Origin of the sequence: Streptomyces kebangsaanensis, assembly GCF_001906585.1 — a bacterium.
In the GTDB taxonomy this organism is placed as follows: Bacteria; Actinomycetota; Actinomycetes; order Streptomycetales; family Streptomycetaceae; genus Streptomyces; species Streptomyces kebangsaanensis.
In genome coordinates this window covers 35395-42421 of record NZ_JUJA01000058.1, presented here as the reverse complement: position 1 = coordinate 42421, position 7027 = coordinate 35395, and the positions used below count along the sequence as shown (strand labels likewise).

The 7027-nt window shown below is 74.8% G+C and carries 6 protein-coding genes and 1 pseudogene; 6 read left to right on the top strand and 1 reads right to left on the bottom strand.

What is annotated here, in order from left to right; all coding sequences use genetic code 11:
• Positions 1–185, top strand: a pseudogene (locus RH94_RS42780) (ATP-binding protein); the annotation flags it as partial.
• Positions 186–212: 27 nt separating this feature from the next.
• Here RH94_RS42780 and RH94_RS08365 read toward each other — a convergent pair.
• Positions 213–1415 carry a threonine aldolase family protein gene (locus RH94_RS08365; protein ID WP_079188948.1) on the bottom strand — a complete coding sequence of 401 codons (1203 nt, stop codon included), beginning with the start codon at positions 1413–1415 and terminating at the stop codon, positions 213–215.
• Between the two features lie 170 nt (positions 1416–1585).
• On the opposite strand from RH94_RS08365, the gene RH94_RS08360 reads away from it, so the two are divergent.
• The 5 genes from RH94_RS08360 to RH94_RS08340 form a co-directional block, all read left to right on the top strand.
• Positions 1586–2518: a Rossmann-like and DUF2520 domain-containing protein gene (locus RH94_RS08360; RefSeq protein ID WP_073946994.1), complete on the top strand. Its 933-nt coding sequence runs from the start codon at positions 1586–1588 to the stop codon at positions 2516–2518.
• A gap of 8 nt (positions 2519–2526) precedes the next feature.
• Positions 2527–3537 carry a pantoate--beta-alanine ligase gene (panC, locus tag RH94_RS08355; protein ID WP_073946993.1) on the top strand — a complete coding sequence of 337 codons (1011 nt, stop codon included), beginning with the start codon at positions 2527–2529 and terminating at the stop codon, positions 3535–3537.
• Positions 3534–5321: an L-aspartate oxidase gene (locus RH94_RS08350; RefSeq protein WP_073946992.1), complete on the top strand. Its 1788-nt coding sequence runs from the start codon at positions 3534–3536 to the stop codon at positions 5319–5321. The genes panC and RH94_RS08350 overlap by 4 nt, the downstream gene beginning before the upstream one ends.
• A gap of 6 nt (positions 5322–5327) precedes the next feature.
• Entirely contained in the window at positions 5328–6305 is a 978-nt protein-coding gene (gene nadC / locus RH94_RS08345) for a carboxylating nicotinate-nucleotide diphosphorylase (RefSeq protein ID WP_073946991.1), read from the top strand.
• Positions 6306–6310: 5 nt separating this feature from the next.
• Positions 6311–7027: type III pantothenate kinase (locus RH94_RS08340; RefSeq protein WP_234425621.1), on the top strand; the 717-nt coding region annotated here is incomplete at its 3' end.

Genomic DNA, 7027 nt, shown 5'->3' with positions numbered 1-7027 from the left:
GCCTCGAGCGGCTGCGCGAGCCGGAGTTCGCCGAGCACCTGTGGACGGACCGGTCGACCGTGCCGAAGACGGCCGACCGGATCGCCGTCCTGGCCGGCCTGACGCTGAAGCCCAACACCGAGGGCCCGCTGCGGACCCGGCTCAGACAGGCGGGGGTGGGCGTCCGGCACATCCGGTTCGACTGACGGACGACGCCGGCAGCCCCCGAGCGGTCACCCGCCCTCGCCCGCGTCCTTCCCCAGCCGTGCCACGAACTCCGCGACCGCGGCCCGCACGTCGTCCGCCGTCCACTCCAGGCCGGCGGCCCGCACGGAGACCTCGGTGAAGGCCAGGCCCGGGCCCGTGGCGTCCCAGCCGGAGGTGAAGAGCATCGTGCCCGTCTCCTCGGCGGTCCGGATCGCGGCCTCGGCGGCCACGTCGGCCTCGTACGGCAGCCAGAGCTGGAACTCGTGGGTGTGCGGCGCCTCGGGGTGCACGCGCACCCACGGCAGCCCCGCCGCCGCGAAGCCCTCCCGCAGCGCGGCGGCCACCACGCGCGCGTGCCGTACGTACTCGGGCAGGCGGGGCAGCTCCCGCTCCAGGCCGGTCAGCGCCGACAGGACCGTGGGGAACTGCTGGAAGACGTTGCCGCCGTACCGGTGCCGCCAGGCCCTGGCCTCCTCCACCAGTTCCCTCGGACCGGCGAGCGCGGCGCCGCCGTAGCCGTCGAGCGACTTGTAGAACGACACGTACACGCTGTCGGCCAGGTCCGCGATCTCCTCCAGCGGGCGGCCGAAGTGCACGGTGGACTCCCACAGGCGCGCGCCGTCGAAGTGCACCACCGCGTCGCGCTCGCGCGCCGCTTCGACCAGCTCGGTGAGCTCCTCCCAGGTGGGCAGGAGGAATCCGGCGTCCCGGAGGGGGAGTTCGAGCATCAGCGTCCCGAAGTGCTCGTCGAGGCCGCGCACCTCCCCGGCGGTCGGCAGCCGGGGCGCGTTCGTCACCCGCACCGGGCGCAGACCGGAGACCTGGCTGAGGGCGTGCCTCTCGTGCACCTCGGGATGGGCCAGGGCGTGCAGCGCGACGGCCGGGTTGCCGGTGCGGCCCGCCCAGCAGCGCAGGGCGACCTGCTGGGCCATCGTGCCGGTCGGGAAGAAGGCGGCGGCCTCCTTGCCCAGCAGCTGGGCGACCTTCTCCTCCAGGGCCTCGACGACCCCGTTGCCGTACAGGTCCGACGCCTCGTCGAGGTCATGGACCTCCTCCGCCCGCTCCAGCAGCGCCAGCCGCTCCCGGAGCGTCCCCAGGAACCCGGGGCGCGCGAGCACCCGCTTCGCGCCTCGGTACGCTCCTGTGCGCCGCTCGCGCAGCCGCTTGCGCCGCTCCTCGTCCGAGAGCCGCTCTTCCCGCCGGTCGTCCTGCTCCGCCGTATCGTTCATGCCCCGGATCATCGCGTGCGCCGGGCGCGGTGGGCACCCGGATTCCCGTGCCGGGTCCGTGGGGAAGCCCACAGCCTGTGGACGAACGGCCGCCCCCGGAACCGATCGCGTTAACATGACGAGAAATCGTCCGGTACCCGGAGCGGACTGGAACGGAAGGCCGTCGTCGCGTGAGTACAAGCCAACAGCCAGACCCCAGGGACCGCCCCGCGCGGCTCACCGTCGGCGTCGTCGGCGCCGGCCGGGTGGGGCCCGCGCTCGCCGCCTCGCTCCAGCTCGCCGGGCACCGTCCGGTGGCCGCCTCCGGAGTCTCCGACGCCTCCAGGCGCCGCGCCGAGCTGATGCTCCCCGGCGTGCCCCTGGTGCCGCCCGCCGAGGTGCTGCAGCGGGCCGACCTGGTGCTGCTGACCGTCCCCGACGACACCCTGCCCGGGCTGGTCGCGGGCCTGGCCGAGACCGGCGCGGTGCGGCCCGGACAGCTGCTCGTGCACACCTCCGGGCGGTACGGCGCGAACGTGCTCGACCCCGCCCTGCGCGCGGGAGCGCTGCCGCTGGCCCTGCACCCGGCGATGACCTTCACCGGCACGCCCGTCGACGTGCAGCGGCTGGCCGGGTGCTCCTTCGGCGTCACCGCCCCCGAGGAGCTGCGGCTGGCCGCCGAGGCCCTGGTCATCGAGATGGGCGGCGAGCCGGAGTGGATCGCCGAGGAGATGCGGCCGCTGTACCACGCGGCGCTCGCGCTGGGCGCCAACCACCTGGTGACGCTGGTCGCGCAGTCCATGGAGCTGCTGCGCGAGGCCGGTGTCGAGGCCCCCGACCGGATGCTCGGCCCGCTGCTCGGCGCCGCCCTGGACAACGCCCTGCGCTCGGGCGACGCGGCCCTGACCGGCCCCGTCGCGCGCGGGGACGCCGGCACGGTCGCCGCCCACGTCACCGAACTGCGCCGGTACGCCCCGCAGACCGTCGCCGGCTATCTGGCGATGGCCCGCGCCACCGCCGACCGCGCGCTCGCCCACGGCCTGCTCAAGCCCGAACTCGCCGAGGACCTGCTGGGAGTGCTCGCCGGCGGTGCCGACCTGCCCGAGAACGGGGAAGACCGATGAGCCGTCGCATGGTCGAACTCGCCCCCACGGCGGACGATCTGGAGCACGTGCGCGACCGCTGCGCGGGCCCGGGGCGCACCGCCGTCGTCATGACCATGGGAGCCCTGCACGAGGGCCACGCCGCCCTGGTCCGCGCGGCCCGCGCCCACGTCGGCGACCAGGGCTTCGTGATCGTCACCGTCTTCGTCAACCCGCTGCAGTTCGGCGCGGGCGAGGACCTCGACCGCTACCCACGCACCCTGGACGCCGACCTGAAGGTCGCCGAGCAGGCGGGCGCCGACGTCGTGTTCGCGCCGTCCGCGGAGGAGGTCTACCCGGGCGGCGAACCCCAGGTCCGCATCACCGCCGGGCCCATGGGCGAGCGCCTGGAGGGCGCCTCGCGCCCCGGGCACTTCGACGGCATGCTCACCGTGGTCGCCAAGCTGCTGCACCTGACCCGCCCCGACGTGGCCCTGTACGGCCGGAAGGACGCCCAGCAGCTCGCCCTGATCCGCCGCATGGTGCGCGACCTCGACTTCGGTGTGGAGATCGTCGCCGTGCCGACCGTGCGCGAGGACGACGGCCTGGCCCTGTCCAGCCGCAACCGCTACCTCTCCCCGCGGGAGCGGCGCACCGCCCTGGCCCTTTCCCAGGCCCTGTTCGCGGGCCGCGACCGGCACGCCGCCCAGGAGGCGTTGCGCGCGCGGGCCCGCGAAGTGCCCTCCACGCGTGCGCGTGCCGAGGCCCTCAGTGCGCTCGGGGAGTCCCGCGCTGCCGCCGACGCCGCCGCCGTCGCCAAGGCGTCCCCCGGCGCGGCCGCCGCCGTCCGCGCGGCCGCCCGGCTGGTCCTGGACGAGGCCGCGCGCCTCGAACCGCCGCTCGAACTCGACTACCTGGCCCTCGTCGACCCCTCCGACTTCACCGAGATCGAGGACGACTTCACCGGCGAGGCGGTCCTCGCCGTCGCCGCCCGGGTCGGCACGACCCGGCTGATCGACAACCTCCCCCTCACCTTCGGACCCCTCGGAGCCGTCTCGTGACCAGCACAGGCATACGACTGCACGCGCCCGCGCCCGGGTGGTCCATCGCCGCGGACGTCGTGGTCGTCGGCTCCGGGGTGGCCGGCCTGACCGCCGCGCTGCGCTGCGAGGCCGCCGGCCTGACGACGGTCGTCGTGACCAAGGCCCGCCTCGACGACGGCTCCACCCGCTGGGCCCAGGGCGGCATCGCGGCGGCCCTCGGCGAGGGCGACACCCCCGAGCAGCACCTGGACGACACCCTGGTGGCCGGCGCGGGCCTGTGCGACGAGGAGGCCGTACGGCTCCTCGTCACCGAGGGCCCCGACGCCGTACGGCGGCTGATCTCGACCGGCGCGCACTTCGACACCGACGGCGAGGGCGGCATCCAGCTCACCCGCGAGGGCGGCCACCACCGCCGCCGCATCGCCCACGCGGGCGGGGACGCGACGGGCGCGGAGATCTCCCGGGCGCTCGTCGAGGCGGTGCGCGTGGCCGGGAGGGGCGAGCGCGAAGCGCTCTCGGTCAAGGGCGGTGGTGGGCGACGGGCGGGAGTGCGCACCGTCGAGAACGCGCTCGTCCTGGACCTGCTCACGGACGCCGACGGCCGCGCCGCGGGCGTGACCCTGCACGTCATGGGCGAGGGCCAGCACGACGGCGTGGGCGCCGTGCACGCGCCCGCCGTGGTCCTGGCCACCGGCGGCATGGGCCAGGTGTTCTCCGCCACCACCAACCCGTCCGTGTCCACGGGCGACGGCGTGGCGCTCGCCCTGCGCGCGGGGGCGGAGGTCTCCGACCTGGAGTTCGTGCAGTTCCACCCGACCGTGCTCTTCCTCGGCGCCGACGCCGAGGGGCAGCAGCCGCTGGTCTCCGAGGCGGTGCGCGGCGAGGGCGCCCACCTGGTCGACGGCGACGGCGTGCGCTTCATGGCGGGGCAGCACGAACTGGCCGAACTCGCGCCCCGGGACATCGTCGCCAAGGGCATCATGCGGCGGATGCGGGAGCAGGACGCCGAGCACATGTTCCTCGACGCCCGGCACTTCGGCGCGCGGATGTGGGAGCGCCGTTTCCCGACGATCCTGGCCGCCTGCCGCGCCCACGGCATCGACCCGGTCACCGAGCCGATTCCGGTCGCCCCGGCCGCCCACTACGCCTCCGGGGGTGTGCGCACGGACTCCCACGGCCGGACGACCGTGCCCGGCCTGTACGCGTGCGGCGAGGTGGCCTGCACCGGCGTGCACGGCGCCAACCGGCTCGCCTCCAACTCCCTGCTGGAGGGGCTGGTGTACGCCGAGCGCATCGTCGCCGACATCGCGCGGGAGCGGGCGGACGGCGGTCTCCGCGCGCGCGTGCCGCGGCCCGTCCCGTACCCGGAGACGCCGGCGCACCCCCTGCTCGCCCCCGAGGCCCGGTTCGCGATCCAGCGGATCATGACCGACGGCGCGGGCGTCCTGCGCTCCGCCGCGTCCCTGGCCACGGCCGCCGACCGGCTCGAGCGGCTGCACGCCGAGGCCCGCGGCGCCCTGGAGGAGAACGGCAAGACCGCCGAGCCCGGCGTGGACACCTGGGAGGCCACCAACCTCCTGTGCGTGGCCCGCGTCCTGGTCGCCGCCGCCCGGCTGCGCGAGGAGACCCGCGGCTGCCACTGGCGCGAGGACCACGCCGAGCGCGACGACACCCACTGGCGCCGCCACATCGTCGTACGGCTGAACCCCGACGGAACACCCGCCGTGCACACCACGGACACCGCAGACTTCCCCCCGACCAGCCCCGGGGCCCCCGTGGCCCCGCGTCCCCAGGAGCAGTGACCACAAGTGAGCACCGAAGACCTTCCCCTCGCCTCGAACGGCGGCTGCGGCGACGGCTGTGCCTGCGGCGCGGACGCCGACGAGGAGTACCTGGAGTGCGGGCTCGACCCCGCGCTCGCCCAGCTCCTGGCGGACGCCGGACTCGACCCCGTCGAGGTCGAGGACATCGCGAACGTCGCCATCCAGGAGGACCTCGACCACGGTGTGGACGTGACGACGGTCGCGACCATCCCCGAGACGGCCGTGGCCACCGGTGACTTCACCGCGCGCGAGGCGGGCGTCGTGGCCGGGCTGCGCGTGGCCGAGGCCGTGCTGTCGGTCGTCTGCACGGACGAGTTCGAGGTCGAGCGGCACGTCGAGGACGGCGACCGCGTCGAGGCCGGGCAGAAGCTGCTCTCGGTCACCACGCGCACGCGTGACCTGCTGACCGCCGAGCGCAGCGCGCTGAACCTGCTGTGCCGCCTGTCCGGCATCGCGACCGCCACGCGCGCGTGGGCGGACGCCCTGGAGGGCACCGGGGCGAAGGTGCGCGACACCCGCAAGACCACGCCCGGTCTGCGCTCGCTGGAGAAGTTCGCCGTCCGGTGCGGCGGCGGCGTCAACCACCGCATGTCGCTGTCGGACGCGGCCCTGGTGAAGGACAACCACGTGGTGGCCGCCGGCGGCGTCGGGCAGGCCTTCAAGGCCGTACGGGAGGCGTTCCCCGAAGTGCCGATCGAGGTCGAGGTGGACACCCTGCACCAGCTGCGCGAGGTCGTGGACGCCGGCGCCGACCTGATCCTGCTGGACAACTTCACGCCCGGCGAGTGCGAGGAGGCCGTGGCGCTCGTCGACGGCCGGGCGCTGCTGGAGGCGTCGGGCCGGCTCACCCTGGACAACGCCCGCGCCTACGCCGGCACCGGTGTCGACTTCCTGGCCGTGGGGGCCCTGACCCACTCCTCGCCGATCCTGGACATCGGCCTGGACCTGCGCGAGGTGGAGTGACCGCCATGCTCCTGACGATCGACGTCGGCAACACGCACACGGTCCTGGGCCTGTTCGACGGGGAGGACATCGTCGAGCACTGGCGCATCTCCACGGACGCGCGCCGCACGGCCGACGAGATGGCGGTGCTGCTGAACGGCCTCATGGGCATGCACCCGCTGCTCGGCGACGAGCTGGGCGACGGCATCGACGGCATCGCGATCTGCGCGACCGTGCCGTCGGTGCTGCACGAACTGCGGGAGGTGACGCGGCGCCACTACGGCGACGTGCCCGCGGTGCTCGTCGAACCGGGCGTGAAGACGGGCGTGCCGATCCTGTTCGACAACCCCAAGGAGGTCGGCGCCGACCGGATCATCAACGCGGTGGCGGCGAACGAGCTGTACGGCGGACCGGCGATCGTCGTCGACTTCGGTACGGCGACGACGTTCGACGCGATCAGCGCGCGCGGGGAGTACGTCGGCGGGGTCATCGCACCCGGCATCGAGATCTCCGTGGAGGCGCTGGGCGTCAGGGCGGCGCAGCTGCGGAAGATCGAGGTGGCCCGGCCGCGCAGCGTGATCGGCAAGAACACGGTCGAGGCGATGCAGGCCGGGATCATCTACGGGTTCGCGGGGCAGGTCGACGGGGTGACGCGCCGGATGGCCCGCGAGCTGGCCGACGATCCGGACGACGTGACGGTGATCGCGACGGGCGGGCTGGCGCCGATGGTGCTGGGCGAGTCC

What these genes read in the sequence shown, in the direction of transcription:
- RH94_RS08365 (WP_079188948.1), bottom strand. Translation starts at nt 1,415, where the DNA reads ATGAACGATACGGCGGAGCAGGACGACCGGCGGGAAGAGCGGCTCTCG.
- panC (WP_073946993.1), top strand. Translation starts at nt 2,527, where the DNA reads ATGGTCGAACTCGCCCCCACGGCGGACGATCTGGAGCACGTGCGCGAC.